18 protein-coding genes are annotated in these 25513 nt (G+C 49.1%); 6 read left to right on the top strand and 12 right to left on the bottom strand.

What is annotated here, in order from left to right; genetic code table 11:
* Window positions 1-158: 158 nt before the first annotated feature.
* Together HRI97_RS10820 and HRI97_RS10815 are read right to left on the bottom strand one after the other, a co-directional pair.
* Window positions 159-1106: a ParB/RepB/Spo0J family partition protein gene (locus tag HRI97_RS10820; protein WP_253725453.1), complete on the bottom strand. Its 948-nt coding sequence runs from the start codon at window positions 1104-1106 to the stop codon at window positions 159-161.
* Window positions 1099-1854: a ParA family protein gene (locus HRI97_RS10815; RefSeq protein WP_016521991.1), complete on the bottom strand. Its 756-nt coding sequence runs from the start codon at window positions 1852-1854 to the stop codon at window positions 1099-1101. The genes HRI97_RS10820 and HRI97_RS10815 overlap by 8 nt, the downstream gene beginning before the upstream one ends.
* 45 nt (window positions 1855-1899) lie before the next feature.
* Here HRI97_RS10815 and HRI97_RS10810 point away from each other — a divergent pair, with 45 nt between their 5' ends.
* Window positions 1900-3249: a class I SAM-dependent methyltransferase gene (locus HRI97_RS10810; protein ID WP_253725452.1), complete on the top strand. Its 1350-nt coding sequence runs from the start codon at window positions 1900-1902 to the stop codon at window positions 3247-3249.
* A 147-nt stretch (window positions 3250-3396) separates the two neighbouring features.
* On the opposite strand, the gene HRI97_RS10805 is transcribed toward HRI97_RS10810, so the two are convergent.
* The 3 genes from HRI97_RS10805 to HRI97_RS10795 form a co-directional block, all read right to left on the bottom strand.
* Entirely contained in the window at window positions 3397-4131 is a 735-nt protein-coding gene (locus tag HRI97_RS10805) for a head GIN domain-containing protein (RefSeq protein WP_253725451.1), read from the bottom strand.
* Window positions 4132-4169: 38 nt separating this feature from the next.
* Window positions 4170-5741, bottom strand: coding sequence for a hypothetical protein (locus tag HRI97_RS10800; RefSeq protein WP_253725450.1), 1572 nt, complete (start codon window positions 5739-5741; stop codon window positions 4170-4172).
* 107 nt (window positions 5742-5848) lie between these two features.
* Complete coding sequence (locus tag HRI97_RS10795) at window positions 5849-6691, bottom strand: Cof-type HAD-IIB family hydrolase (RefSeq protein WP_253725449.1); 843 nt, start codon at window positions 6689-6691, stop codon at window positions 5849-5851.
* Between the two features lie 157 nt (window positions 6692-6848).
* Between HRI97_RS10795 and HRI97_RS10790 the strand changes: the two genes are divergently transcribed.
* The 5 genes from HRI97_RS10790 to HRI97_RS10770 all read left to right on the top strand — a co-directional run bounded on the left by HRI97_RS10790 (window position 6849) and on the right by HRI97_RS10770 (window position 14922).
* Window positions 6849-7343, top strand: a complete 495-nt coding sequence (locus tag HRI97_RS10790) for an Lrp/AsnC family transcriptional regulator (RefSeq protein WP_180485007.1) — start codon at window positions 6849-6851, stop codon at window positions 7341-7343.
* On the top strand, window positions 7343-8530 hold the full coding sequence (locus HRI97_RS10785) for a pyridoxal phosphate-dependent aminotransferase (protein ID WP_253725448.1): 1188 nt from the start codon (window positions 7343-7345) through the stop codon (window positions 8528-8530). Before HRI97_RS10790 ends, HRI97_RS10785 begins: the two co-directional genes overlap by 1 nt.
* Window positions 8531-8533: 3 nt before the next feature.
* Window positions 8534-9877 carry a tetratricopeptide repeat protein gene (locus HRI97_RS10780; protein WP_253725447.1) on the top strand — a complete coding sequence of 448 codons (1344 nt, stop codon included), beginning with the start codon at window positions 8534-8536 and terminating at the stop codon, window positions 9875-9877.
* A 181-nt stretch (window positions 9878-10058) separates the two neighbouring features.
* The gene (locus HRI97_RS10775; RefSeq protein ID WP_253725446.1) at window positions 10059-12932 is read left to right on the top strand and encodes a peptidase M16 family protein; all 2874 of its coding nucleotides are present in this window, start codon (window positions 10059-10061) and stop codon (window positions 12930-12932) included.
* 733 nt (window positions 12933-13665) lie between these two features.
* Window positions 13666-14922, top strand: a complete 1257-nt coding sequence (locus HRI97_RS10770; RefSeq protein WP_253725445.1) for an OmpP1/FadL family transporter — start codon at window positions 13666-13668, stop codon at window positions 14920-14922.
* Between the two features lie 81 nt (window positions 14923-15003).
* Here the strand turns inward: HRI97_RS10770 and HRI97_RS10765 are convergent, their stop codons facing one another.
* The 7 genes from HRI97_RS10765 to HRI97_RS10735 all read right to left on the bottom strand — a co-directional run bounded on the left by HRI97_RS10765 (window position 15004) and on the right by HRI97_RS10735 (window position 25504).
* The gene (locus HRI97_RS10765; protein ID WP_253725444.1) at window positions 15004-16629 is read right to left on the bottom strand and encodes an alpha-amylase family glycosyl hydrolase; all 1626 of its coding nucleotides are present in this window, start codon (window positions 16627-16629) and stop codon (window positions 15004-15006) included.
* A gap of 4 nt (window positions 16630-16633) precedes the next feature.
* Window positions 16634-17521 carry a sugar ABC transporter permease gene (locus tag HRI97_RS10760; protein ID WP_253725443.1) on the bottom strand — a complete coding sequence of 296 codons (888 nt, stop codon included), beginning with the start codon at window positions 17519-17521 and terminating at the stop codon, window positions 16634-16636.
* Entirely contained in the window at window positions 17518-19461 is a 1944-nt protein-coding gene (locus HRI97_RS10755) for a carbohydrate ABC transporter permease (protein WP_253725442.1), read from the bottom strand. Before HRI97_RS10755 ends, HRI97_RS10760 begins: the two co-directional genes overlap by 4 nt.
* A 237-nt stretch (window positions 19462-19698) precedes the next feature.
* A complete protein-coding gene (locus HRI97_RS10750) occupies window positions 19699-20886 on the bottom strand; it encodes a sugar ABC transporter substrate-binding protein (protein WP_253725441.1) in 1188 nt (395 codons plus the stop codon).
* Window positions 20887-20974: 88 nt separating this feature from the next.
* A complete protein-coding gene (locus HRI97_RS10745; protein ID WP_253725440.1) occupies window positions 20975-21436 on the bottom strand; it encodes a hypothetical protein in 462 nt (153 codons plus the stop codon).
* 14 nt (window positions 21437-21450) lie between these two features.
* Complete coding sequence (locus HRI97_RS10740; protein WP_253725439.1) at window positions 21451-23592, bottom strand: glycogen-binding domain-containing protein; 2142 nt, start codon at window positions 23590-23592, stop codon at window positions 21451-21453.
* Between the two features lie 154 nt (window positions 23593-23746).
* Window positions 23747-25504 carry a glycoside hydrolase family 13 protein gene (locus HRI97_RS10735; RefSeq protein ID WP_253725438.1) on the bottom strand — a complete coding sequence of 586 codons (1758 nt, stop codon included), beginning with the start codon at window positions 25502-25504 and terminating at the stop codon, window positions 23747-23749.
* Between the last annotated feature and the right edge of the window lie 9 nt (window positions 25505-25513).

The raw sequence follows: 25513 nt of genomic DNA, 5'->3' as shown, positions 1-25513 counted from the left end.
TGTGCAAAAACAGCTGCAGATGCAATCGATAAAAAAATTAATAAAATATGTTTCACGGCATCCTCCGTAGAAAAACAGATGCGCGCGTATGCAGTTACAAAAAGAGGCCTACGTTTCGGTACCGCAGTTTTCGGCAGCGCCGAACGTAAAACGGAAAATTATGTTCCGGAGATGAGGGCGTACAGTCTGTCCAAATCGGCGCGGCTGAAATAATCGATTTCGATCGAACCCTTTTCAAGCGTCCCGTTGATTTTGCACTTTGTACCGAGCTTTTCGATAAATCTTTGTTCGATTGCGGCGATATCGGTATTTTTTACTCCGCGCTTTTTTTGCTTTTTTTTCGCGTCCGCAGCTCTGCCCCCGCCGTTGAACGATGCGGCACTTTCTTCGGCTTGACGCACGGAAAGACCGTCCGCGATAATTTTATTAAAAAGCACGCGCTGGTCTGCGGGGTTTACGACCGAAAGCAGCGCACGCGCATGACCTGCCGTGAGCTTTCCTTCGATGAGAGAAGCCTGCATATCGTCGGGGAGCTTTAAAAGCCGAAGCGCATTCGCAACGGTTGAACGTTTTTTGCCTACGCGCTGCGCCGCTTCGTCCTGGCTCAACTCTCCCATCTGCATGAGATTGTAATACGCCGCAGCTTCTTCGATAGGATTCAAATCGGTACGCTGTATATTTTCGATGAGCGCGATTTCGAGCTTTTTTTGATCGTTGTAGCGCCGTATCTGCACGGGAACTTTTTGAAGCCCCGCAAGCTTTGCCGCGCGCGTACGCCGCTCACCGGCGATGATAAAAAAGTTTTTTTCACCTGCGGGTTCGACGATGATCGGCTGTACGATGCCGTGCTCTTTGATTGAAGAAGCGAGTTCTTCGAGCGATGCCTGATCGAATTCTTTGCGGGGCTGGCGGGGATTCGGCTGTAAAAGCGCGACGTCCGCCCACAGCGCGCCGTCCGCATCCGATTCTATACCTTCGGGCAATTTTGCACCGGCGGCGATATCCGATACGGATACGATATCCGCGCCGCCGGAAGCGTTTTCTCCGCCCGTTTTCATGAGCGCGTCGAGTCCCCGTCCCAATCCGAGTCCGCCTTTTTTAGCCACGGCGCATCACCTCTTCCGCAAGTTTTTTATAGCTGACCGCTCCGACGCACGACGGATCGTATTCGCAGATGGGCTGACCTCTGGACGGCGCTTCGGAAAGCCGCACGTTGCGCGGGATGATCGTAGAAAAAACGAGATCTTTAAAATACGACTTTACCTGCGTTACGACATCCTGTGCGAGACGCGTGCGCGAATCGTACATCGTAAAAAATATACCGCCGATCACAAGATTTTTGTTGATGCCCTGCTGCACTTTTTTTACCGTCTGGAGCAGGAGCGTAATGCCTTCGAGTGCAAAGTATTCGCACTGCATCGGAACGAGCACCGCGTCCGCGGCGGCAAGACCGTTCAGCGTCAAAATGCCGAGAGACGGCGGACAATCGATGAGAATGTAATCGTATTCGTTCTTTAAGTTTTCGAGCGCTTTTTTGAGGTAAAATTCGCGGTCGCTTTGATCGACGAGTTCTATGGCGGCTCCCGACAAATCGATGGAAGCGCTGACGGCGTCGAGATTTTTTACCGACGCGTGTTTGATGACGTCGGCGGGAGATGCGAGGTCTGCGATGAGTTCGTAAACGGTCGGCTTGTCTTTCGATACTCCGACGCCGCTGGACATATTGCCCTGCGGATCGAAATCGACGAGGAGTGTTTTTTTGCCGGCGAGCGCCATGTATGCGCCGATGTTGATAACCGACGTCGTTTTGCCGACGCCGCCTTTTTGATTTACGAATACGAGACATTTACCCATACGCTTTACTATATCATTTTTTCGGAAAATAGTATACTCGATAGTATGATACTTTCGGCAACGTTTTCAAAACCGGTAAAAAACGTCGAAACGATTTTAGGCAGACCGTACACCCGCATAAAAATAAAGCGGCACGCAGCTTCTTCGGGCAAAGCGTATTTTGCGGAAAAATTTACCGCGACGCAGGCCTTTCAGGAGTATTACACGGAAGAAGAATTCGGCGATTTTTTGAAAGCGCACGCGGGTACGACGTTTAAAAACTGCGTCGAGCGCACGGAAACCGAAATCATCACGATACTCGGAAATAAAAACGGAAAAACGACGGCGCTCCGAAAGTCGATCGAAAACGGAACTCGCCGGCAATTCGGTTCGAAATGCGGTGATACGGAATGCGGCGGCGCGGGGTGCGGAAATTCCTGCGCCGCACAATCGCGTGCGAGAGGACACAACCGTACAAAAAATTACCTCATCCCCGAAGGAAAGCCCGCGCCGTTTTTCGTGCTTCTCGGAGTGATGACGGCCGAAGGAAAAGTCATTGCATCAAAATACGATAAGTTCAGGCAAATAAACCGTTTTCTCGAATTCATCGACGATATCATTCCCTCGGTTATGCGCGCGGCAGGCACTTCGCGCCCGCTGCGCATCATCGACTTCGGTTCGGGAAAATCGTACCTCACCTTTGCGCTTCACTATTATCTCAAAGAGATAAAAAAAATCGACGCGCTCATTACAGGACTCGATTTGAAAAAAGATGTCGTCGCTTATTGCAATAAAACGGCGGCGGCGCTCGGAGCGGAAGGGCTCGACTTTGCCGCAGGCGATATCGCCTCTTATGCGGACGGAGATAAAGCCGACATCGTCATCACGCTGCACGCATGCGATACGGCAACCGATTACGCGCTCGCCTATGCCGTGAACTGCGGCTGCAAAGCGATTTTAAGCGTACCCTGCTGTCAGCACGAACTGAACGCCGCGCTCGATAAAAATACCGCGGACGCCGCGTTCGCTCCGCTTTTAAAATACGGCATCATCAAAGAGCGTTTTGCCGCCCTTGCAACCGATGCGCTCCGCGCAGAATACCTCGAAAAAGCGGGATACGACGTCAAGCTCCTCGAATTCATCGCGCTCGAACACACGCCGAAAAATATTTTGATCCGCGCCGTCAAACGGGAAGCGGGCGGCGGTACAAAAGGAAGTGCGCCGGCAAAAAGAGCAAGCGAAAAAGCGAAAGCTGCCGCCGCTCAAGCGAAATCCCGCGCAAGCGAAGAAGCGAAAACACCGGCAGCCCGCGCAAGTGAAGAAGCGAAAGCGCTCACCGATGCACTGCACGCCGAGCCGATACTGCGGAAGTTACTGCAGGAATCGGGCGCTGCCGAACAGGGAACAAAACACTGAATCCGCTTCGATGCTGCAAAGTGCGGGCGTCACCGATTAGCGCTGCAAGCGGTTACGGCGTCCGCTTGCGGCGGACAGCGTTCAAGTTTATAACCGGCGGCCGCCGAAATGCCGAAGATGATCCGATGAAAAGACGATGTACGCGCTTCAGGGGATTTGGATTATCTTTCCGCTGCCTGAAATATGTGGTGTCAAATTCGGGCTGCCTTTGTAATAGATTGTACCCGAACCGCTTACGACTGCGTTTAATGTATTCTTTGCCCAAACTTCCGCAGAACCCGATCCCGAAATATCGACCGAGGCATCGTTTGCTTCCAATCCGGCGGCTTCCATTTTGCCGGAGCCGGAGATAAAAGCGTTTATGCTCCCCGCTTTGCCCGACACCGAAACGGTTCCCGAACCCGATATTTTCAGCTCTGTTTTTTCTACGGTAAGATTTTCGACTTTGATTTTCCCCGAGCCGGAAACGCTCAGCGCCAAGTTCATTCCTCGCGTATTGCATTTCGGTATAAACGCTTTGGCGGAACCCGAAACGTGCAATCCCTCCAAGTCCGGCAGAGTAACGGAAACTTCTTGTTTGGTACTTTTCAAGTTGTATGTGCTTTTTACTTTGATATGCAGTATTCCGAGTGAAACATATATGTCAAAAAACGGAAATAAATTTTCATCCGATGTAACTTTTACCGCAAAGGTGTCGCCCTGTTCGACGTTTACCGTCCAGCTGCCCGAACAGGAAATTGCAGTAAAATTTTTCAGATCAAAACTTTTCGTTGCAATATTCCCGTTTCCGTCGACGATATGTAAAAGTTCACAACCCGTACAGCTGAGCAAAAAGAACACTGCCGCCGCAAAAATCACAGTACCTATTGATTTCGTTTTCATGGTTAATCTCCCGTTTTCGATTTTTTTTATGTTATACGTTATTCTACCTGTTTGCAATAACCGCTGAATACCCACCCTGTAGTTTCATTTTTATTAATGCCGTAAATTTCTATACCCTCGGTGTTTATTCTTTTTAATTTATTTTCCGGAACTTTTATTGGAATCCAATATCCATGAATACCGTCAATTATATCATCATAACAGCTTTCTGTTTTACCCGTTTGAATTAATTCAGTTTTATTAACAACCCAACCGATTTTTATTCCATAAGGTCTTGAACGGATGTTCAATCCTTCCGGAGTATTTACAATCCACTTAATTTCTTTAAAAGGTTCATATTTATTATTACTTTTATCTTCATAAACTGTATAATTAAAATCCAGTATATGATTATAATCAATTATAGCATTTTCTTCCGAATAAAAATCAATATGAAAGGTCATCTGATTTTCTATAGAGAAAACAAATCGATTCATATTGTTTATTGAAGTCAGAACTTTATAATTTGCAAAAGGGATATTTTGTACATAGGAGCCGTCATATACATAAGTTTGGTTTGAAAAAATTACCGAATCATTTGTATTGCCGGTTTCACGATTTATTTTGGAGAAATATAAAACAAATTTTTCGTTTGTATTTATTGTGCTTCTCGAATAAGCAAACGGATTCATTCTGTTTGCTTTCTTATCTTCTTCTTCGGAGAAAATAACAATTCTATTTGACGGGGCAATTGTGAAGAGTCGTTCTAACAGGCATATATCTTTTTCTTTTGAAACTAATTTTACAGAATAATTAAGAACGGCTTCTTCGTAATAAGAATTACAAAATAAAACATTATATTTACTTCCAAACTGTTTATTCTGTTCATAAAAATCTCTTTCATCATATAATTCTTTTGAAAACTCTTTTTTGAGGACCGAAACTTTTACTATAAATGGACCGTATTGAATAAAATCTTCTGGAGTTACTTGTATTTTCAAGCAATCGTCTTCATAAAATATATCCGTTCGTTCTATCGGTTTTCCCGGTTGGAAATCAGTATCATAATCGTCGTAACACGTATTTATAATACTATGAATTTCTATATTAGACGGAAGTGGTATTTCTTGAGCCGTATTATAAGTTTTTATGCCATGCTTTTCCGTAATCTTAAGTTTTTCAGTTTTCTCTATATTTTCCGTATCGGTTGTCTCCCTTGCCGATTCTACCGGAAGTTTTTTCCCGACAGAATATTCTTTGTTTACCTTTTTATTTTTTATGGAAGAATATGTTCTTTCACTGATTTTATATATGTTTATAAATAAGACAGCGCAAAGAGCCGTCACAATTAAAGCAATTATATTTCTTGCAGGTATTTTCTTTTCACTTATGATTTCTTCTTTCTGATTTATACTATCTGATATATTTGTTTCTATTTTTGATAGTAAATCAAACGCAAAATCGACGCTTTTTTCAGGAACCGAAATTGAATATTTATAAGAATCAAAATCATCTGTACTGTCTTTTTTATTTACAGAGAAATCAATTTTTGAAGTTCTTAAAATTGAAATAATTTCATTTAATTCTTCTTCCGAATTACAGAAATAAATTTCCTTAAAGATATCTATCATTTATATCATCCCTATTAATTTTTTAATTCAAGCGGACTCAGTGATTCGTGTACCTAACATTATTTTAAATCGCACAAAAAATCCTGCGCCGTTTTTTTGCCGAACCGCTACAGTACGAATGCTTCGAGAAAGTCCGCGATGCCGTCTTCGTCGTTCGTTTTCCGCGTTACGTACGCGGCGGCATCCCGAATCGCAGCCAAGCCGTTCAACATGGCGACACCGTGTCCGGACATGCGTATCATGGATTCGTCGTTCATGCTGTCACCGAACGCCATCGTTTCGCTCCGATCTATGCCGAGCATATCCGAAAGAAAAGCGATCGCTTCGCCTTTGCCGCAGCCGGGAGGCATCACTTCGAGAAAAAAAGGTTTGCTGATAAAAAAGTCCGCGGCGCCGGAAAACTTTTCGCGCAGTACGGGGAGAAAGGAATCGACGTCTTTCGGATCCGCCGAAAGGATCATCTTCGCATAACCGTTTTTGACGAGCGACGGAAAATCTCGGACGACTTTGAGCGTCAGTCCGGAAAGATCCGCGTCGATACGCGACCACTTAGTTTCTTCCGAAACGCAGATAATCGATCCGTCGTATATTTCCGCGCACAGTCCGCGATCGTGCGCTTCGGAAAAAATCCGCTCGAGTACATCGCCTGAAACTTTTTTAGAAAAAATCGTCCGCCGCTCATGCAGGTCGAAGATAACCGCTCCGTTGAGGGCGAGGATGTAGCGCCCCGCTTCCAAGCCTGCAATGTCGAGCGCTCTGACAAAGGGCAGAATGGCGCTTTCGGGGCGGCCGGAAGCGATGACGACGAAGATGCCTAGCGCGGCGGCCCGTCTCAGAGCGGAAACCGTGCGAGGAGAGATCTTCAGCTCCGTATTTAAAAGCGTGTCGTCCAAGTCCAGGGCGATGAGTTTGACGGCAAGTTTTCCGTGCGGCAATTTTTCGTGCATCATGAGCAAATGGTATCGTTCAAGTGCGCCCGTGTCAATGTTGCGCTTTTGCGTGTGTTTTGTATGGAAAAACTTTGCGTGTGCCGGTATATTTTCTTCGCACATTGTAAGCCCCGTTCAAATATGCTATAGTTATTTAATACTTTTGAGGAGCCGTGGTATGGATATTGCCGAAGAGATTCTCGATTTGCTGCGGGAAAACGCGCGTCTTTCCGTTGAAGATATTTCCGCGATGACGCGAAAGACGGAAGACGAAGTACGCGCCGTTATTAAAAAACTCGAAGACGGCGGCGTTATCATGAAATATGCGGCTATCGTCAATCCCGAAAAAGACGGCGAATTGAAAGACCGTGTGCACGCCGAAATCGAAATACAGGTAACGCCCGAGCGCGACAGGGGCTTCGATGCGATCGCCGACAGGATATGGCGCTTTCCGCAGGTAAAATCGCTCTATCTCATGAGCGGCGGTTACGATCTCAAAGTGATCATCGAAGGCGATACGCTGAAAGAAGTTGCGCTCTTCGTCGCGAGCAAACTTTCGACGATCGAAGGCGTGCGCTCGACGAAAACGCATTTTATTTTAAAGACATACAAAGAAAACGATATCGTCTACGTCGAGCAGGATCGCGACAGTCGGGAAGGAGTGACCGCCTGATGAACACGCGCGACGACCGCTTTTCAAAAAAAATTCTCGCAACTCCTCCGTCGGGTATTCGCAAATTTTTCGATTTGATAATCGGCAGGAACGATATCATTTCTCTCGGTGTCGGCGAGCCCGATTTTCCGACGCCGTGGCAGCTCCGCGAAGAAGCGTTTTATCATCTCGAAAAGGGGCAGACGTCCTATACGTCGAATTGGGGACTGCTCGAATTACGCGAAGAGATCGCGCGCTATCTTGCGCGTTACGGCATGTACTACAATCCGAAAAACGAAATCATCGCGACGATCGGCGGTTCGGAAGCGGTGGACGCGGTGCTCCGTTCCGTTTTGAATCCCGGCGATGAAATCATCGTGTGCGAACCGTGCTACGTTTCGTATCAGCCGCTTTCCGAACAGTGCGATGCAAGCCTCGTTCACTTGGACACGAGCGAAACGGATTTTATTCCGACGGCGGAAAAAATCGAAGCTGCGGTTACCGAACACACGAAAGCGCTCATGCTGTGCTCTCCGTCGAATCCGACGGGACGCATGATTCCGAGCGACGAACTTGCAAAAATTGCGGAAGTCGTCAAAGCGCACAAGCTCTGGTGTATCAGCGATGAAATTTACGGAGAGCTCGTATACGACGGACGCAAGCACGTTTCGATCGGCAGTTTTCCGGGCATGAAAGATTACGCGGTCATTATCAACGGATTTTCAAAATCCTTTGCGATGACGGGATGGCGTATCGGCTACCTCGCCGCAAATGCTGAATTGACAAAACAAGTGTGCAAGCTGCACCAATACTCTACGATCTGCGCTCCGATCATGAGTCAATACGCGGCGATCGAAGGCTTGAAAAACGGATGGAACGAAGTCGAGAGGATGCGCCGGAGCTATGAGCAGCGGCGGAACCTCATGTATAAAGCGTTTTGCGATATGGGACTCCCGTGCACGGAAGGCGAGGGGGCCTTTTATCTTTTTCCCGATATCCGTTCGACGGGTTTGTCGAGCGAAGAATTTGCGACGCAGCTTATCGAAAATTATCAAGTGGCGGTCGTGCCGGGTACTTGTTTCGGAAAGGGCGGCGAAGGATTTATCAGATGCTGCTATGCGACCGATATTAATAAAATAAAGATTGCCGTTTCGCGAATCGCGGAACTGGTGGCCGAGCTTCGAAAAAAGCGGGAGGCAAATCGTTAACACATGGATGCAGCCATACCGATTTTAGCAGCAATCGTTTTTGCGGCCGTCGTCGTTTCTCTCGTTTCGGTGCTTCGCTCGGCAGCGGCACGGGGTGTCGGCGCGCGCGGCAAACAAAAAGCGAGACGCTTCATTATCCGCGAATGCTCGAAAAAACTCGCGCACGATCCGCGCAACGTGCAGGCGCTTACGACGCTCGGAGATCTGTATTACGACGAGCAGAATTGGGATAAAGCGTTTCCGCTCTACAATCTCCTTTTCGATTTGATACCGACGCACGTCGAAATCGATGCGGGAAAGACCGCGGCGCGGCAGGGCATTTCCGCTTTCCATATAGAAAGATTCGAAGACGCCGAGCGAGGACTTTTAGCCGCATGCAAATTCGAACCCGACAATTTCGATGCAAACTTTTATCTCGGTCGGCTCATGTATCAAAAAAACGAATACGAAAAAGCCGTTCTGTGTCTCAGAAAAGCGAGATCTATCAATCCCGATGCGGCGGAAACGGACGAGCCGCTCGGGCTTTCGTATTTTAAATCGCAGCACTACCGTGAAAGCATTCCGTTTTTGCGCCGCGTGCTCGATGAAAACCCTGCCGACAAAGACGCGCTTTTTGCGATCGCGACGGCGATGGATAAAACGGGTTACGGCGATAAAGCGCTCAAAGTGTTTATGCATTTGCGCCCCGATCCGCAGTACGGCGCCCAATCCTGCCTTTCGGCGGGTTTGATTCACGAGCACGCAAATCAATATCAGCTTGCCGAGCAGGATTACGAAATCGGCTTAAAGCTCGAAAACGTTCCCCTCGACCTGGTGACGATGCTGCGCTACCGGCTCGCAAACGCGCATCTCGCGCAAAAGAATATCGGCAAAGCGCTCACGTATCTCAAAGAGATACAGGATACGGTGCCGGGCTATAAAGACGTGCCCGCCCTGATCCAGCGTTATCAGGAACTCAATACGAACGCAAATCTGCAAACCTATATCATGTCGCCGACGGCCGATTTCGTCGCGCTCTGCCGCCGCTTTGTCACTTCGTATTATTCCGATGCGACGGTAAAGATCGAAGACGCTACGGTGACGCAGGAGTTCGTCGAAATCCTCTGCACCGTCGATACGCCCCGCTGGGAAGATTCCGAGCTGTTCCGTTTTTACCGCAGTACCGGAGCGATCGGCGAATTGTACGTGCGTGAATTTCATTCAAAGCTCCGCGACATAAAATGCGACAAGGGCTTTTGCATAACGGCGGGCGCCTTTACCGAAGGTGCGCATAAATTTTCCGAAGGCCGCCCCATCGACTTGATCGAAAAAGACCGCCTCGTTTCGATGCTGAAAAAACTCATGTGATCGAACAGGGCGGGTGCAAAAAACCGAAGGCGATCGTCGTATTCCGTGTATCTTTATCGCACCGTCATTGTATATATTGTAGGGTATCGTATTCGAATGCGGGGCTTGTGCGAAAAATGCGCGCGGCTGTCGGTCGAAGGCTATGCTGTTGAAAGCATATACGATATGATACAATAGCTTTATGATGTTCCGACAATCGATTCGCTCTTCCGTTTTTATTTTTCTCTTTGCGTTCTGCATTTTTTCCGCTGCAGGCGCCGACGGATTTTCTCCGTCGAACTTTGCCGAATATACGCTTGAAAACGGTATGCGCGTCTTTGTCCTCGAAGATTTTTCGGCGGCTCCGATAAGAATCGAATACGCGGTACGTGCGGGCACAAACGCTCAAACTCCCGAAACGGCCGGTTTTTTCCCTCTGTATGCGCGCCTCTTCACCCGTGCGGGGCAAGCGTCCGATCCGACACGGAGCGGCAGCGATATGCTTTCGGCTGCAAAAGTTTCCTGTACGGTCGATGCCGTCCGCTGTACTCTGACGGCGGCTCCTTCGGATCTTGAAAAAACGCTCGAAGCGCTTGCACATTGCGCGTTCGATCCTTCGTTCGACGACGAACTCATCCGCACGCACTTTACCGCGATGAAAAACGAATCGATGAATTATTCGCTCAGCGCGGCGGGTTTTATCAATTCGAGTATGGATGCGCGTATATACGCCGGCGAACCGTGGAAGCAAAACAGCGGCGTATATCCCGCACTCTTTATGAAAATGCCGCTTGCCGGTGTCCGTTCCGTTCTTATGAATATTGCCCGGTCATATTACGTACCGAACAACAGTGCGCTTTTTATAAGCGGCGGTATGCAAAAGACCGCGATGCTTAAAGCTGCGGAAAAAACGTTCGGTTTACGGCCGTCGCTTACTGCGGAGTACATATCACGCGGGAAAAAGAGTGCGGCGGAATCCGGCGGTAATAAAGCGCGGCAAAAAAAGTTTGTCATAAGCGATCCGCTTTTTTCTTCGGACTTGACGCAGATCGTCGTACAATATACGGAGCTTTCCGCATCGGAAGCCGATATTGCAGGCGCGGCATTTAACGAGCGCGCATCGTCTTTTAAATCGGCGGTGCTGTCTCATAAAGAGCTCGGTATCCGCTCTCCCGACTACATCGATGCGGCTGCCGTTCATAGCGGCGGAAAGGCGCGCCTCGTTTTTCAAGCGCTTTTTGAAAAATCGAAAACATCTCCCGTAAAACAGAGCGCGGCATTTCTTTCATGTATAGAAAACGCCGCGAAAGCGCTTTCAAGCGACGAACTCATATATGCGAAAGAAAATCTTATCGCATCGTATCGGGAGCTCTTCGGAAATCCCGGAGCGCTTATGACGGCTCTTTCCGAACTGTGGGCGGCGGACCTATGCCGTTCCGAGGAAGAAAAAGCGATGCCGCTTATCGAACGGCTTTTTTCACGAACCGATACTATTATTAATTTTGACGTCCGGGCGTTTGAAGATGCGTATTCCGAAGAATCGCCCTTTGTGTTTGTACTCGTCAACAGCGGCATCTACAAGCGTTATGCAAAAGCGTTCGCCGCTGCGGGCTACGAATCGATAACGCAAAAAAACGGATCGTGGTATACGCAGGAATTGTATAAAAACATTCAAAAAAACAATATCGCCGAAGAAACGGCGGATAAAAATGAAAATGAGATTTCCGGTGCGGCATTTTACCGCGCACAAAACCGCGCCGCGTTTTCATCGTTTACGCTTGCAAACGGCATTCCCGTCGTATGCAAACAAAACGATTTTTCATCGACCGCTCTTCTCATGCTTTCCGTAAGCGGCGGCGAGCTCGGTTCCGCGGCGAATCCCGGATTTTTTTCCATACTCATCTATGCGCTTGCGGACAATATTCAAAAAGAAATCGATATGCAAAAAAAACTCGGTACGATCGACGGTACTCCTTCCGTTCGTGCGGAAATCGATTTGACGAGCGGAACGATTTCGGTCGAAAGTTTTGCGGACGATATGAGCGTTATTATTCCGTGCATATCGCACGCGCTCATCTACGGCGATATTCAGCCGTCTCAAGCGGACGGACTTGTGTACAATGCGCGATCGCAAAAAAGACTGCGTGACGGAAACACCGCAAATCAATTGTACAGCCGCGCCGTCGCCGCTCTCTTTCCGGATACTCCGTACACCGCGGTATTCGACAGTAATCGGGATATTCTCGAAGGAACGCAATATGCGGCAGTCCTCGCAGCTTATCCGTCGCTTCTCGATGCCGGGCGTTATACGCTTATCGTTACCGGCAAATTCGACGTTCCCCTTATACGCGACGCTCTCGCTTCGTCGCTCGGTATGCTTGCCGAACAAAAACCGAGAAACGAAAGAACGTCTTTGACAGCGGTTCCGGTTTTTCCGGATAATAAAAAAATTTTCGTCGCGCTCCGCCATCTTTTTTTTACCGATGTCGCGGCAAAAGATGCGGGCCCCCGTCCCGAAACGCTTGTTCCGACGACCGATTTTTCGGATCCCGTACAGTATTGGCTTCCTTCTCCTCCTGCGGGCACGGACGATTGTACCGTATTCAATGCGTTCCTGTATGCGCTGTGCGCCCGTCTCCAAAAAGATGCGCGCCGCATATCAGCCGATACCGCCGTACACGCGGACGGTTCGACGTATGCGATGCAGGCTGCCGTCATAACTTTTTCTCACGCGCGCCGTACTTCCTCAACCGATAAAATGTATGCAAGTGCGGTTGCCGCGTTCGGCAAAGAATTGGAAAACGAAACATCGTTTCCGCAAATCAAAGAAGAGCTGCTGAGAAATTGGGTGATCGAAAAACTTTCGGGGACGCAGACAAACAGGGGAACGGCGCTTCTTATACACGAAGGGCTTGAAGCGGGAGCGAAGGGCGATACGCTCGCCGATGCGCGCTCGTACCTTGACGCATACGAAATTATCGACGAGCTTACGCGGGAAAAAGCGTTGAGCGTGTATAAAGCATATTTTTCCGAAACGGCGCCGCTCGGCCTTTATTCGAAAGATTCGAAGCGGTAACAGCCGATGTTTACGGGTACCGAGGTTTAAACGAGCCGCTGAAATGGCGCGTCTCGTTTAACTTCGAGTTTTCTTTCGAAAACTCGCGGATGTACGTGTGCGCTTGCGCGCACGAATTGCACGGCTCCTAAATCCGAAGATTTACTCGCTGTGCAATTTTAAGGAAGGTTTAAACGAGATGCTGAAATGGCGCGTCTCGTTTAACTTCGAGTTTTTTTTGAAAACTCGCGGATATACGTGTGCGCGCTCGCGCACGAATTGCACGGCTCCTAAATCCGAAGATTTACTCGCTGTGCAATTTTAAGGAAGGTTTAAAAGCGCTGCGCCGCAGACTCTGACATTCCGTATAAGGTTTTTATGAGGAGGTGCGATAAAAAGCGCCGTCTGAAATATCGCCGTCGCTAAAGTCCGGAGACAAAAAATGCCGAAGCGTTTTTTATTTATAGGAGACACTCGCGATTTCTGTGCACTGCTCGAAATCGCAGCGTTCTTATCTCGAGTTTGCGCGGATGTTTGCAGAAGATGTGTATACGTAGCGTTTCGATAAAAATCGTATGAATACGATACGCTTTATTTTGCAAACTCGACCATTGAACGTGTGCGCGGTGTGCGCACGGCTAAAAACTTTTTCGAAAGTTGATTCGAAGTCCGCGAAAGCGGACACGTAGAATCAGTTCTTTGCAGAACGAGCCGAAGGCTCTTACTTTCTGCAAAAGTTTTTATGGGAGGTAATATGAAGAAATCGATCATTGTCGCAGCGCTCATCGCTGCACTTGCCGGAGCCGCGGCTTTTGCCGACGGTGTTGAAAACAAAACGAATATGAACCCCGGATACTTACGAAATCCGAGCCGCAATGCGGAAGCGAAACGCCCCGAAGCGGTCTTTTACAATATCGCGGGTACGGGCTTTTTGGAAGACGGTTTGTACTTCGATGCGGGCAATCAATTCGTATTTAAAAAATACACGAACTCGTTTCCAAAGGGTGCAATTCCGCTCTATCCGAACGGAAAAGATTTCAGCGATAAGACGGCCGTATGGCTCTACCCGAACGCCGATATCGTATACAAACACGGACCCTTTGCCGTATTCGGAAATTTCGGTATCTACGCCGGCGGCGGAAAACTTTCGTACAAAGACGGTACGACCGCAACTGCTGCCGCATTAGCAACACATTTTCCCTCATCCGCACGAAATCATTCGGTAGAGCTTTCGTCCATGACTTACGGAGAGCAGGTCGGATTTACGTACTGCCTGAAAAATTTCATCTCGTTTTCCGGCGCGCTCCGCCTGCTCCAGGCGACGCAATCGATGGAGTTAAAGAGCGATGATGCAACTTTTGTCGGCGTTAATCAGGGAAATAAAATCAGCTACGATGCGAGCGCTTTCGGCATCGGCGGCGTGTTCGGCATCAACGTGCGCCCCTTTCCCGCCCTTACGCTCTCGACGCAGTTCCAACTCCATTCCGATATGAAATACGAAGTGAAAAACGCCAAAGGAATGCTCGGCAGCAACCTCGGAATCGTTGACGGTGAAACGTTCCATACCGATTTGCCCGCGGCGTTGAACATGGGAGCGGGCTATCAAGTGCTGAAGCCGCTGTACGTATCCGCAAGCTTTAACTACTACTTCAACTCGTTCGCTCAGCTCAATTCGGTGTTCGGCAAATCCGACTACAGCGATTCATGGGAATTGGCGGCCGGAGCGGACTACGACATCAACGATAAAGTGACGGCGAGTTTGGGATTGTCCTACGGCAACCGGGGGACAAAGGACACGGTAAACAGCGCTTTTAGCCCCGTGTTGGACAGCCTCGCGATCGGTACCGGTGTCGAATACCGGCCGATCGACAATCTTACGCTCACGCTCGGTCTTATGTACATACAGTATTTTAAGCAGGATTATTATATCGGAGGCGGAGCCGTAGAAACTAAACTCAACAAGCAGGTCTTTATAACGAGCATCGGCGCAGCTTACCGGCTCCCCATATAAGCGATATCAATCGATAAAACCGTTGAAAAAGGGGCTGTCCCGGAAGTGATTGAAAACTTCACAAAGGACAGCCCCTTCCCGTCACCTGTTTTTTGCAAGGACGACCGTACACAGAGGAGGAATCGTAAGGTTTCCCTTGTCGTCGAACACAGTGCCGGGATATGTCGAAAATACGACAGGCATAAGGTATTCGCGCGGAAGGGGAACGGCGGCCGTTTCCGGTGAAAGATTGTGCAGCACGAACGCCGTTTCCGTTTCGCTTTTCATAGCCCACGAAGAAACGAATTCGTTTCCCGTGTTGACGGCGGTAAAGCGGCCGGCGAATAAAGCCGGATGCGCCGTCTTTACCCTGATAATGCGTTTGTAAAATTCAAGCAGCGAATCGGGATCTTTTTTCTGTTCCGCAACGCTGAGCGTATTTTTATTGTAACGCGACGTTTCCCACGTCGTCTGCAGCTTGTCTTTGCCCGCCTTATTCCACAGCATCGGCGTTCGGATCTGTTCGTCGGGCTTTGCGCCCATCATACCGATCTCTTCTCCGTAGTATATAAACGGTATGCCTTCCGCAAATATATACATCGCCGCGGCGAGCTTCAGCTGCGCCGTGTTTCCGCGCAGATATCCTGCAATGCGATTTTGATCGTGATTTGTTAAAAACGGCGCATCGATATAATTCGGATTCGATTCGGCATACCGTTCGTATTCGCTCTGCAGCGCATTTGCGAAATTATTATTCGCAGCGCTCCCGCTTCTCACTTCATCGATAATCTTCGTTCCCATATCGAAATGAAACGTCGATCCCAAACCCGCCATATATTCGGCGCGCGTCGAAGTCGCCTCCCATACTTCGCCCACTATGTACGCGTCGGGCTTTACGCTCTTGTCGTAACCGACGATTTCTTTCCACCACGCGACGCCTTTTGCAACCGAATTCGTACCCGGAAGCGTCTTTGCGCTGTTATACACATGACTTGCGGCATCGTAACGGAAACCGTCAACGCCCTTGTCGAGCCAAAACTTCATCACTTTTTTAAATTCCGCTCGAAGGGCGCCGTCGTCGAGATTGTAATCCGGCATATTCGGAGAAAAAATCCCCGAATAATAATAGCCGTCTGAATAATTCCATACGTTGTGTCCCCAAATCTGCTGACGCATATTATAGCGGGTGTCGTCGGGTGAAATCCATCGATACCACGTGCGGTGACTGTCTGCGGGATTGCGCGAATCGATAAACCACTGATTGTAAACGGACGAATGATTGCACGTCATATCGAGTATCACCGAAATACCGCGCTTTTTGCATTCGGCGAGCAGTTTCTCAAAATCCCCCATCGTGCCGTAATCGGGGTTGACGTTATAATAATCGTCGACGTCGTAACCGTGATACGACTGCGACGGATAGATCGGCAAAAGCCAAATACCCGTGATACCGAGGTCGTCCGTCGTTGCGTCGTCACCGTCGTTCAAATAATCGAGTTTTTTGATAATGCCGGCAAAGTCGCCGATTCCGTCGCCGTTCGAATCGGCAAAGGAGCGCACGAAAAGACTGTAGTACACGCCTTCCGACGGCTTATCCGCCAAGCGTACGATAGGTGAGGATTTTTCGGAAGCGTGCCGCGAGCGGGAAGCGCTTTTCGGAGAAGAGCTGCACGAAAAAAACGGCAGCATACCGCAGAGCGCAAGCGGCAACAGTAATACGCGTTTCATGTGATTATTCCTTCCCGCCCGTTCCGGCGAGGGATTGAATGAGCGCTTTTTGTCCGAGCATAAATAAAACGGTAAACGGCACTGCGACGAGAAGCGCTCCTGCTGCGAACATCGTAAAGTTATCGGCAGCGCGGCCGCTTATCATTTCGTAGAGACCGACCGCAAGCGTTTTTTTGTCGTCGCTTCTGAGCACGAGGCGCGGAAAGATAAAGTCCATCCACGGCCCGGTAAAACTCGTAAGCGTAAGGAATACGAGCTGCGGTTTTGCGGCCGGCAAAACGACACGGGCAAAAGCCGTAAACGGAGAAGCGCCGTCTATATACGCCGCTTCCGCGAGTTCTTTCGGAACCGTATCGAAGTAGCCCTTCATAAGCCACGAATTGAACGGCAGGCTTCCCGCGGCATAGACGAGCACGAGTCCCCACAAGGTATTGAGGCCGTTGATTTTCCACAGGATGACATAGGTCGCGATCATTCCGATAAAGCTCGGAAACATTTGGAGAATGATCATCGACGCCATAACCGTTTTGCGGAACGGAAACGTAAAGCGTGAAAAAATATACCCGACCGTACTGCACAGGAGAACCGTAAGCACGGTATTCATACATGCGATTTGCAGCGTATTCAGATACCAGTGCACGTAATTGGTACCGAGCACGTCCGTCGTACCTTTAACGAATTGATTGGCGGGCGTCAGCAGGCGCCGGAACTGGAACAGCGACGGATTGCGGGGGAAGGGTACGATCGATGTCGCCGCAAGTGAATTCGATTTTGTAAAGGCCGCGCTGATCGTAAACGCAATGGGATACAGCACGACGATGAGCTGAATTACCAATATGATTGTTAAAAAAACGGTTACCGGAGAACGGCTGTTTGTTCTGTCTTGTTTCATATTTCGCTTTCCTTGAACGATTTCGTCCGCATAAAATTGTACAGTGCAAACGGCACGAGTACGATAAAGACCAAAATGGAGAGCACCGATGCGATGTTGTACATATTCGGCGTATTCATCGTCAATTTAAATATCCACGATATGAGGATATCCGTAGATCCCGCCTGCGTCGAAATCGTGTCGGGCAGATTCGGCCCTCCGGCGGTCAGGAAAAACACCGCACCGAAGTTGTTGATGTTTCCTGCGAACTGCATGATGAGAATCGGTTTCAGCTGGTACATCACGAGCGGGAAGGTAATGCTTCTGAACTGTTCCCACTTATTCGCGCCGTCGATAACGGCCGCTTCGTACATCGAATTTGAAATAGCAGTCATACTGCTGGTGATGAGGATCATGCTGTACGGAAATCCGATCCAAATATTGACGAGTATAAGCGTCAACTTTGCCATCATCGGATCGGAGAGCCAGGGTATGCCTTGTGAAATGATTTTGAAAAAGATAAGCGTGCGGTTTATCGGCCCGAAAGTTCCGTTCAGTAAATTCGCCCAGATAAAAAGCGAAAGCATTTGAGGGATCGCATACGGAAGGATAAACACCGTGCGGTACAGTTCCGGAATCTTTATGCGCTTGTCCTGCAGGATGACGGCAAAAAAGAATCCCGTAAAAAAGCAGGTAGTCGTCGAAAGAACCGCCCAAACGAGCGTCCACAGCGCAACGCGGGAAAAAGTGTTCGCCCACTGCCCGCCGCTGCTTCCGTGAGAACTGAACATCGTTACGAAATTTCTGAAACCGACCCAATCGACGAGGCTGTTCGGAGGAATGTGATCCGGCGAAGAATAATTCGTAAACGCGACGAGCGCCGAAAACAAAAGCGGTATGACCGTAAAAAACGCTATGAGGATGATGCACGGCGTAATTCCGATCACCGCAAACGAACGCTGCGAAATATCGTTGCGCGTTTCGCGAAGCGTCGGAAATTTATTGAATTTTATTATTTTTTCGGCATCTTCTTTTGCCGATTTTATATTGTATGCATAGGTGATGAAAAAAATCGCAAGGACGATGAGGCAAAGCAAACCGTTTATCATCATAAAGATCGAATGGTCGGCGTATTTCGCTACCGTCGTCGCCTGCGGAGAACCGAGCGTAATCAAGCCTGCTATTGCGGTAACGATGGGGCCTCGGAAAAATGCGCGATGTCCCTGCGTTCTGCGTCCGGCTGCGGCCGCATGTTTGCAAACGGCGCATCCGTCGTAATTTTCGTCGAACAATTTCATTTCGCCGTTTGCGAGCGCCGTTTTTGCCGTCGCTTTGGAAAGTTTGCGATCGTATTTTGCGGCCGCCGCGGCGTAACGGTCTATGAATTTTTCTCCGGCACGGTCGATTTCATCGGCATAGGCATCGTCCGCTTTATCCGCAAGCTGAGATTGAAAATCATCGACTGCGGTATTGACTTCATCGACAAAACTGAAAACCGCATCTTCGACGGCATAGGGATCATCCCAATCGACCGAAGCGAAAAAGCCGGGAATAAAATCGTCGAAATGATTTTGCACCGCAGCGCCGAGTGCGGCATCTTTCTTTTTGTAATAGCGTACAATGGAACGACTCCACGATTGCACGCTGTTTTGCACATAGGTGCGGATTTTTTCTTTGCGCGCAAGCACGATCTCTGCAAGGTTCGGCCAGTCGTTCGCTTCGAGATAATCGATCATCTCGACGGTATCGGGAGCGCTCTGCATATATTCGTAGGCGCTCTGATCTTTCGGTATGATTTTTTTTGTACCGAAGATAACGCAGCAAAGTATGACAACTTCAAAGAGCGCAAGGATGATACCGCGCAGGTATTGTTTTAAGTACAGGATTTGCCCGAGCCCCATAAAAAAACACGAAGCGACGGGAGCTCTCCTCACTTTGTCAGGGTTTACCCTATTGTTCATTTTTTATATCCCCTTTTGAAACCGAGAACGTACATTCGGAATCGTATCGCAAAATCGTACTGTAAAAAATTGCGGTTTAATAATACGAGGAGCACACCGGTGAAAAATATGCCGTGAAGTCTAAAGCGGAAAAACAAAGCTGCGCAGAAACGGCGAAACGAATGCAAAGCAGCGTACGGACAAGCGTACTTTGCATTCGCCGGACTGCCGGTGCGCTCCCTTTTTATCGATAACCGATCAGCGAGCGGCGTCCATTGCGGCGGCCGCAGCGTTGAGGTCTTTTTCAACGTTATCGCCGTCCCAAATGCCGGCATAGGCCGCATTCATCGCCGACCAATACGTACCCATTTGAGGAATCGTCGGCATGGGAATGGCATACTTTGTCTGCGCCAAAATTCCGTTCGAAACCGGATCGTTCGTCGTGATGTCCATTCGCGGCGGAATCTGTTTGGTGATTTCGAAACGTTTCATAAGCGCTTCTTTGCTCGTAATAAACGCGGCGAATGCGGCCGCTTCTTCCGCATTTTCGGAATACGAGCTGACGAACGCGAGACGTACGCCGGAAAACGAAGTTGCCGGTTTATTTTGTCCCGGAAATTCCGGAAGCGTCGTGATGCCGAAGTCGACACCGGATTTCGTAAAGTCCGAGATCTTCCACGGTCCGGTGATGATCATAGCCGCCTTTCCTTCGATAAACGAAGAATTGCAAAAATCTCCCGTCATATCGGCGGACGGAACGTCGAGGATCTTTTTACGCAGATTTTGCAGATAAGTCAAGCCTTTTATCGCAGCAGGGCTGTTGATATTGTGCTGCCGTCTGTCGCTGCCGTTCGGTCCGAAAAGCTGCGCGCCGAATGCGCTCATAAACATATATTCGTAATAGCCGTCGCCGACCGGCCACACGAGCGCATATTTGTTTTGCGCTTTGTTGTTATACGTCTTTGCAAAGGCGACGATGTCTTCCCACGTTTTGGGAGGCGTTTTGATAATTTTTTTATTATAAAAAAGACCGTAGGTTTCAATGCCGAGCGGATATCCGTAGACTTTGCCTTTATACGTCGCGGCCGTTTTCGCCGCCGAAATAAACGGATCGAGGTAGCCTGCCGTCGTATTCGCAACGACGTGTCCGCCGTTTACAAGAGCCCCGATATGATCGTGGGGAGCGACGAAAACGTCGGCACCCACGCCCGCCGGTCCGTCCAATTCGATCTTTGCACGCGTGTCCGTCGATCCGACGGGTTCGTACGTGATCGTTGTTCGGTTATGCGTTTTTCTGAATTCTTTTATAGCCCAAACGATGAACTCCTGTTCCGGGCCGGCCGATTCCCATACTTTAAGCGAAATACGCTTTGCGGGCGCCGCAGATGCCGCAGCCGTGCACAAAGCCGCCGCTGCGAGCGCACATAAAAATCCTCTATGTTTCATACTGTTTCCTCATTTTTTATAAATGCATAGTAAATTCGGGAAACTGTCCGAAAACTTCGGTTTTCGGACAGTCCGTATACGAAGCCTTTTATTCGAATTTGACTTTTATAATCAGCCCGCTGGCGGTAATCGTGATCTTATACTTCGTGCCGACCGTCAATCCGTCAAGCACGATATTATTGGCGCCTCCGACATCCGTAACGAGCTCCGTGCCCGCTGTGAGCGGCGTAGTGCTGTTCGTCGCCCACGCCGTAGCTCCCGCTTCGTCGAGCAAAAGCTTAAACGATGTTTTACCGGGACCGTTGCCCCATGCGGTCTCTTTTTCCGCCGAATGTGTAAACTCGTATGTCGCTTTTCCCGCGGCAAACGTAATCGGCACGCGCATTGTGCTCCACTGCTCCGTGCCCGCCGCATCTCCTGCCGTCGCGCCCCCGATGATATATGCGGGCTTGACCGATACCGGTAAGTCGGGATCGCCCGTCGTGCATCCCGTAAAAACGAGCGCCGCTATCGCTGCGGCGATAAGTGCCGCTATTGTCATTTTTTTCATCATTTTCCTCCCGATTAGAGATCCCACACGAGACCTATGCGAATTGCCGTTTCACCGTCATAGTCCTTTCGGTCGTCCGTGTTGCGATACCACGTGTAGCTGTCGGTATTGTATCGATAGGCCGTCGGTCCGTCGTTGAATTCTTTGAACGGATCCATACCCGCCAATACGTAGCAATACGCGGTCGGCTTGTAAATGGCCGCAACGTTGAGCTTTTTCCGAGCACCGATAAAGAATGCAAACGGATTCAAAATATCGTCAAAGGTTTTCGTTCCTTCCGTGCGGACTCCGATACCGCAGCTTGCCACGATGTCGCGCAAAAGCGAAACATCCGCCGAAAGCGTATTGAATACGTATTCGCCTCCGAGATTGTCGAACGCGTAGGTCGCAGTCAAACCTTTTACGACTGCCGTATCGAAGGTTTGGTTATAACGCACACCCGCTTCCGCAACGATAAAGGCGCTCTTGTCTTTGCGCACAAATTCGTCGTCGCTTTTCGTAACCGCGTCGAATCTGATATAGCCGTCGAGCTTTGCGGGGAAATCGAAGTACGGATTGAAGTCGTACGCTGCGCGCGGTTTTATTTTAATGAGAGCCGTATCTTTGTTGTTGAATTTCTTTGCTTCATCATAGTAATAATCGTTGTCTTTGTTGAACACCATCGTAAGCTGCGCGTCCAAGCCGACGGTAAGCGCGTTATCGAGCAGCATGACATCGGCGCCGCCGAAGATCACTTGCGTATTGCGGAAACCGAGCTGATCGGTGATATTGCTATGATCGTCCGCTCCTTGTTCGACATACATCATATTCGCCTGAATACCGCGGTACCGATAGCCGACCGTCGCTTTGACCGTATCCGAGCTGTATGAAACGTTTACGTTGGAAGCGGAATTATCGCCGAAGTTTTTATTTTCGTCGTGAACCAAACCGACATCGGATGTCGCCGGTGCGTACAGGGTTTTCGTTCCGTCGCCGTTGTCGTACGAACCGTAGCGGTTCCAAAGAGCGTTCGCTTTTACGGTAACGGGTCCGTAAATACCCTGATAACCGAAGATGATGTCGTGTTCCATCACTTCTTTGAAAATCGTATCATAGGTTTTGCCGTATGCGCCGTTATATTGGAGATCGATATACTGCGGGAAATCGGCGATGTTAAAGCGCGACCAACCGTAGGCGTACATACCGTACTGCGAACCCGCGCGGTCTGCAGAGCGGTTCGGAGCGACGACGACATCCGCTTCAACGCCGGTATCTGCGAGCAGTTTTGCAAACAGCGGTGCAAAATCGAATTGGTTGAAACCGCCGACTTCATTGTAGCCCGCTTCCCATTCTTTATCGACCGTGTTCCAGTTTACGTTTTGATGAGGCGAAAGCTTCGCGTATTTATAGCCGGTCGTCCAGTTTACAATCGGCGTATTCAATCCCATTTTGAGGTGCCCGAGATAGGTTTTCGCCTTATCCTGTCCTCCGTAATAATAAATCGGATCGAAAATCGTGTCGACCAAAAGATTTTTCCAGCCTTCGTCCCAATTTCTGACATTGCGTTTATACAGATTGTCGAAACCTTTTTGTTCGGCAAGCGCCACTTCGATGTAAATAGGCAGCCGCGGAAGCGCTTCGCCGCTTATTTTAAGATACGAAGTGAGATTCAAACCGGCACTGTCGAGGTCGTTTTTGGTGTCTTTCTTACCGTCGCCCCATTTCATCTGATAGCCGAGCATACCCCATGTTGAAAATTTCAGATTACCGGCGCGTTTCGCACTTGCACCTGCAGCGGCATTTTCCGACTTGCTTTGCGCCGCAACCAAAACGTCGACATCGACAAGACCGTTATGTCCGCCGAAACCGTCATCCACTTTGTCCGGCTCGCGTAAGTCTTCCGTCCAGTTTCCGTCTGAAATAAATTTATATTTCATAACGGTTCCCGGCGGAACGATACGGACATAGGTCCATCCCTTTTCACCTTTTGTCATCGGCAGGGCGCCGTTTTGCCAATCGGTAAAGTCTCCTGCGAGGACAACCTCTTGTGCGCGCGGATTTCCATAGAAGAACGTCACTTCTATGTTTCCGTCTCCGAGTTTTTTTACCGATACGTCCGCCGATGCGTGAACGGCGAGTATCAGTAAGACAGAGATGAGAGCACAAAACTTTTTCATTAAAGCCTCCTTCTAAAGCCTTTTTAGTTATAGTAATTATCTTTCGTTATTTTTAATCTGTCAATAAAAATTTTCTTACAAAGCGGAAAAAAATCGGCTTTACGGGCTTTTCAGTACGATATAAGCGGAAAACAAGTGAAAAATAAGCGAAAAATTATGCAATCGTTACGATGAATCCGTCCCTATGCAGTATACCCGATTCGTACGCGCCGCTCATTACCGGTTTTCCGCCTGTATCGGCGATACTGACGTCTTCACATCCGAAATTAAACACGATATCCGCCGTTTCCCCATCGGCAAATTTGCGTATATGCACAAGGCGGGAATCGGCTTTTGCCGCTCCTTCATATATAAAGCGCAGGTCGGCGCTTCGAAGTGCGCGGTGCGTGCGGCGGAGCGCGATCAACTTTTTCGTAAAATCGATTTGCTCGTCGTATTTGCCGCTTTCGATTTCTTTCCACGGCATACACCGTCTGTTGTCGGGATCGTGGGCTCCTTCGAGAAGCACTTCGGTGCCGTAATACATGCATACGCTGCCGGGCATCGCGAACAAAAACACAAGCTGCTGCAACGTTTTGTCGCGGTTTTTCGTCTTTGTAACGAGCCTTACCGTATCGTGGCTGTCCAATAAATTGAACTGTACGCGAGTCGTCTGGCTGTAATACATCGTAAGGCAATAATTGATATTCCTCTCAAGCGTCCGCGTATCCGTTTCAGGCGAAGAGGCGAAATCGAAAACGGCATTCGAAAGCGGATAATTCATAACCGCATCGAATTCGTCGCCGCGCAGCCACGGCATCGAATTATGCCATATTTCCCCGACGATATAAAAATCGCTTTTCAGTTTACGCATACGCTCATGCAGTTCGCGGCAGAAAACGTGCGACAGTTCGTTTGCAACATCCATACGAAGCGCATCGATATCGTATTCTTTCACCCACGTTTCGCACACGTTCAGCAAATATTCCCGTACTTCGGGATTGTTCGTATTGAGCTTGGGCATGCCGTCCGCAAATGCAAACGTATAATAATCGCCGTGCCGCGCTTTACCGCTGCCGGCGAAATTGAAATTATTGACGATATACCACGATGCGTATTTCGATTTGTCGCGGTTTTTAAGCACGTCTTGCCATGCAAAAAAATCCGTGCCCGTATGATTGAAAACACCGTCGAGCATAACGCGGATGCCGCGCCTGTGCGCTTCCGATACGAGGCGCTTCATATCGTCATTCGTACCGAACGATTCGTCTATCCGCAGGTAATCGGTCGTATCGTATTTATGCTGCGACGGAGAGCGGTTGACGGGATTGAGATACAAACCGGTTATGCCGAGCCGCGCAAGGTAATCGAGCTTGTCGGTAATACCCTGCAGATTACCGCCGTATCGCTCTTCATTCGTTACCGTTTTGTCGGGAGGCGCCCATTTGCGATACGCATTTGTATCGGCTTTGCCGCCCCTGCAAAAACGCGACGGAAAAATTTGGTACCACACCGTATTTTCCGGCCATTCGGGCGGCGTACAGATATCGGCTTCGTTCATCCACGGAAATATAAATATGAAAGGAAAAGTTTGCTTTTTCAAATCCGCTTGCGTAAAAAAACCGTTTTCGACATAGCACAGCGTTTGCCCGCCGTCGTCGAGTTCAAAATAATATTGACATCGTTTGAATTCGGGCTTTACCGTGAGAGACCACCACAGGTGATCGGGCAGCTCACGTACGTCCGTCATTTCCGTGCGTTTTCCGATCCAATTCCACGCACCTCCCATGAGGCCGCGGTCAAACGGATCGCCCCAAACAAGCGTTACGCGCCGAATATCTTTTCCGGTGCGTATGTGTATCGAAAGCGTATCTTTATCAAGCGGATAACAGTAATTGTCAAACGAACGGTGTTCAATTGCGGCAAAGTTCATGATTGCTCC

The organism is Treponema socranskii subsp. buccale, assembly GCF_024181585.1.
GTDB lineage: Bacteria > Spirochaetota > Spirochaetia > Treponematales > Treponemataceae > Treponema_D > Treponema_D buccale.
Note: the sequence above shows the minus strand (reverse complement) of the source record. Positions and strands in the feature narration are given on the sequence as shown.